The following is a 2788-nucleotide window of genomic DNA, read 5'->3' on the forward strand; positions in this document are numbered from 1 at the left end:
GCCTCATCGGTGCCGTACGGCGCATGCCAGGCCCCTGCACGAAGGGGGATAGGGAAAGGGGTATGCCGTGTGCGGGCGTCTTGACCTCAAGTGCGGTTGAGGTGTGAGGGTTGATGTCATGACGCGCTTCACGGACCTCCTGCACGCCGGCGCCGGTACGGCTTTGATCAGTGAGTGGATCACCGGTACTCCCGAGCGTTCGCGCACGGTGGCTGACGCGGTGATCGGTGAGTGGGCGGCAGGCGCGAAACCCTCCGCGCGCCTGGCACAGCACATGTTCGTCTCGACGGACGGCGCCGGCCTCCTGTTCTATGCCCAGTGGACCAGTGATGAGGACCATCTGGCGTGGGCCCGCGCGCACCGTTCCGGGATGGTCGGCCGTATCGACGCGCTCGTGCCGGGTATCGAACGTCCCGGGCTCAACCGGACCTGCCTCCACGGCAGCAGGGTTTACGACGCGGGACGTCACCCCGGCGTGTTCGTGGTGACCACGACGGCGGGGACGAGGTGGAGGCCGCGGTCGGGCCGGCGCCCGGCCTGCTTGCGGCGCACATCCACCTGACCACGGACGGCCGTTGGGCAACAGGCGGCGGGCGCGCGATCGTCGTCGCGGAGTGGACGGATGCGGCCGCGCATGACGCGGCCGCTGCTACCGCCGCCCCTGGTGCCCCCGGCTTCAAGCGGTACACGCTCCACCACTCGTTCCTGAACGGTGGCTCCCCGGGGGCATCCGGCGGGGCATGAACGCCCGCCGCGTACGGCGGCCGCACCGCCGACCGCCAGCTGCCAGCCGCCAGAGATCTTTAACGGCCGGGTTACGGCGGTGGGCCGGGGGCTGGTTCGGTTGCGTCTTATCGCCCGGTGTTTCTCAGCTCGGCGAGCTGTGCCCGTGCCTGTTCGTCGTTGTGCAGGTAGCCGGCGCCGTTCTCGGCCGTGGGAAGGTCGGTTGCGTGGCGGAGGCCGGCGTCCACCAGGAGGTGTTGTCCCAGGTGAGCCGGTTGTCGGCCGCCCATTGTGCGGTCATTGGTCGCCTGGTCCCGGCTCGGCCGGCCTGAACTAGCGCTACGAAGCGCTCTTCGGCCTCGTCAGGTCTCGGCTGGTGGCTGGTGGCTGGTGGCCGGCTCGAGCATGCCGCCGGCAAGCGCCTCTATGCCATCGTGTGCTGGGTGAACGTCGCCTGATGTCGGGGGCGGCAGCGATGTCACCACGGGTGCAGGAAGCTGCGGACATCGTCGTAGCCGTCGAGGGCCCGGCCGTCGACGTTGGCCGGGTCCGCCTGGGCCCGCGCCGCCAGGGACTTCGCCAGGGTGCGGGCCTGATCGCTCGGAGGGCCGGAGCGTGGAGCGGTAGGGCCCGGGCACAGGTCTGCCGGCCCGTGAAGGGGACTGCCCGACACGGCCGCGTGCCGGCCCCCAGGCACCCGTGCTCGGCGAATTCCCGGTCATTGTCGCTCAACGCACTCCCGATCAGAGCATCTGCCGCTTCGCCCTCCGACAAGCGGTCATGCACAGTCCGCTCCAACGTGGCGATGGCGACCTCGTGCGGCACGGCGGGGGGGGCCACAAGCTCAAACGAGAGTGCACCCGGTGAGCGTATGCGTCCTGCACCAGCGGCTTTGATCAAACCGTACTCGGTCCCAAGACCGAGGTGAACGTTGCCTGATGCGGGATGAGTTGTCACATGGGTAGGTTTCTTGTTGCCTGCGAGGCGTGACGTCGGCTGGTCGTTGTTCTCGGCTGTCCTGTCGCGTTGAGGCTGTCGGATTCCTACTCGTTCTCGTTCGTGCTGTCGGGTTTTCTTTCGTGGCCTCTGTGTGGCTGTCCGCGTTCACTTCAGTGGCTGGTCGGGGCTTCGGCGGTTCAAGATCGGGGTGTGTATGAGCTGGTGCGCACTCGTATACTCGTGCGAGCTTTTGGAGGGGGAGGTGGGGACGGTGAAGCTTGCTGAGGCGCTGGCAGAACGTGCGGAGGCGACGCGCCGTGTGGAACAGCTGCGAGCGCGTGTCGTCAGCAGTGCGCGGTACCAGGAAGGGGAGACACCTGCCGAGGACGCAGCTCAGCTGTTGGCTGAGGCCGGTGAGGTGCTGGACGCTCTGGAAACGTTGATTCGGCGGATCAACCGGACCAATGCCACGGTGGAGATGGGTCCGGACGGCACGCTCACCGATGCCCTCGCACGCCGGGACGTCCTGCGGTTGCGTCACTCCGTGCTCACCGCAGCGGCGGATGCGGCGGTGGGTAAGGGTGAGCGGGGATACGGCCGGCAGCTTCGGTCCGAGTTGATGATGCTTTGCGCGCTTCCGGTCGCGGAACTCCGCGGTCAGGCGGATGCACTCGCCCGGGAGATCCGTGAGGTCGATGTGCGGATCCAGCGTACGAACTGGGAAGTCGATCTGCTGGACTGAGCAGTCCAGCCGGCGGGGACGATGCGGAGCAGGTAGCAGCTTCGGAGGCGTGCACACACCGAGGGCCGGCGGTTTTCCGGCCCACTCCTGGCGCGTGAAGAGCAACGCGGGGTTCGACTCCCCATCAACAGTGCAGCTCAGCATCGCGTACAGGTAATGGTGCACATCGCACAGCACATCACCACGTGCAGATCCGAGGCGGCGAGGGCGGGTTCGGGGTTTTCCGTGTCGTGGTGCCGTGGGACCGGCGATCTCCGGCGGTTCCTGTTGGCGATCGTGGCGGTGTCCTGTTCGTCTGTCGCGGACTGGACGTCCGCCCATCTGTCGTGGACAGGGCGTCCGCCCATCTGTGGTGGACAGGGCGTCCGCCCATCTTTCGCGGAC

2 protein-coding genes are annotated in these 2788 nt (G+C 67.8%); both read left to right on the forward strand.

What is annotated here, in order from left to right; all coding sequences use genetic code 11:
* Positions 1–118 precede the first annotated feature (118 nt).
* Complete coding sequence (locus tag SNA_RS28590) at positions 119–562, forward strand: hypothetical protein (protein WP_051877106.1); 444 nt, start codon at positions 119–121, stop codon at positions 560–562.
* Between the two features lie 1371 nt (positions 563–1933).
* A complete protein-coding gene (locus SNA_RS28595; protein WP_030063675.1) occupies positions 1934–2404 on the forward strand; it encodes a DIP1984 family protein in 471 nt (156 codons plus the stop codon).
* Positions 2405–2788: the final 384 nt, after the last annotated feature.

Origin of the sequence: Streptomyces natalensis ATCC 27448 (assembly GCF_000935125.1) — a bacterium.
Taxonomy (GTDB): Bacteria; Actinomycetota; Actinomycetes; order Streptomycetales; family Streptomycetaceae; genus Streptomyces; species Streptomyces natalensis.

Excerpts from the sequence above, each read along its gene's own strand:
- SNA_RS28590 (WP_051877106.1), top strand. The coding sequence starts at position 119 with ATGACGCGCTTCACGGACCTCCTGCACGCCGGCGCCGGTACGGCTTTG.